The sequence below is a fragment of the Kribbella antibiotica genome (assembly GCF_004349055.1).
Taxonomy (GTDB): domain Bacteria; phylum Actinomycetota; class Actinomycetes; order Propionibacteriales; family Kribbellaceae; genus Kribbella; species Kribbella antibiotica.
This window is the reverse complement of the sequence record NZ_SMKX01000309.1, coordinates 1-1,238: the sequence shown is the minus strand read 5'-3', so window position 1 is coordinate 1,238 and position 1,238 is coordinate 1. Positions and strand designations below refer to the sequence as shown.

The window sequence follows — 1,238 nt, the reverse complement described above, 5'->3', positions numbered from 1 at the left end:
TCCCGAGACGCCCTAACCCGCCGCCTCCTAGGCGCCACCCCTGATCCCACGCCTGCCCCAGCACCAGGCCCCGGCCTCGCCCCACCCGGCGCCATCGGCACCTACACCTCTCAACTCAACCTAGGCTTCGACGCCTGACCTTTGTGGTGCGTGGTGGGCAGCGGGTGGCCTTGGCGATCCACAAACCCTCAGCGGACCGGGCAAGTGGCGCAGCAGGGCCTGGCTGTGAGCGTCGGCTGCGCCCGGCGGAGAACCTGCAGCACCTGTACGGCGGCCTCGCACGACCGGCTGGTGACGTCGAACCAGCCGTACCGCAAGGTCGCCTCTGCTCGCAGGGTCGCCCGGTTGTCCCGATCGAGATCACGCCACCGCTGGTCCGGGACCAGGTGGAGGCGCCCGTCCAGCTCGACGAGCAGGTTGAACCCGTCGTAGAACACATCGGTGAACTCATCGTCCACCGCACGTTGCCGAACCCCGGTCGGTAGCCCGTGACGACGTTCGACGTCCCGCAGGTACCGCAGTTCGAGTAACGAATGAGAGCCGGCAGCAACGTCGATGAGGATCGGAAGGAGCGTGCGCCGATGGCGTAGGCGCGGACGCCGGGCGAGCGCAGTCAGGATGTGTGCGGGACTCACCCGACCGCTCTGGCAGGCCTGCGCGATCACCGCCGCGGCCTGATCAGCAGTGCCGGAGATGCCGACGATATCCAGTACGGCGTCAGCCGCCGTACGCCGAGGTGGGACGACCGTGGCGAGCCGGTCGCCCCAGTGCTCGTCGCGGTGAATGACAAGCCCGGGCCGGGACTGGATCTTGCGCCGCTTCGGGATGGTCACATAGATCGGCCGACTGCTGTCGGGTTTGAGCAGGCCGAGTTGCTCCGCAGCGGTGTAATGGCTCCAGGCCGCCTCGGGCCCGGCGTACAAGAGCGCCGCCAGCCGACGGTCGTCGTACCCGATGGGACCGGTGTGCGTCGCGTAGACCGTCGGATAGACGGTTTGCCAGCGGCGACTGCGCAGCCCACGCCGGATCTGGTCGGCGGTCCAGCCCGCAGCCTGGAGTTGCGCCCGCGAGACGATCCGGCCCTGGTCATGGATCAGTGCGTCGATCCCGTCCCTGACAAGCCGCTGCCGCCACCACCAATCCACCCCTCAAGCCTGACCGATTTCCCGAACCCCCGCCGAACCCCCTGTGGATAACCACCTTTGTGGATCCAGAAGGGCACCTGATGGACTTGGCGT

General features: G+C 68.1%; 1 protein-coding gene. It reads right to left on the bottom strand.

Translation table 11 applies throughout. The annotated features are described in order from the left end of the window. Positions 1–188 precede the first annotated feature (188 nt). Complete coding sequence (locus tag E1263_RS42385) at positions 189–1,145, bottom strand: hypothetical protein (RefSeq protein ID WP_132178137.1); 957 nt, start codon at positions 1,143–1,145, stop codon at positions 189–191. Between the last annotated feature and the right edge of the window lie 93 nt (positions 1,146–1,238).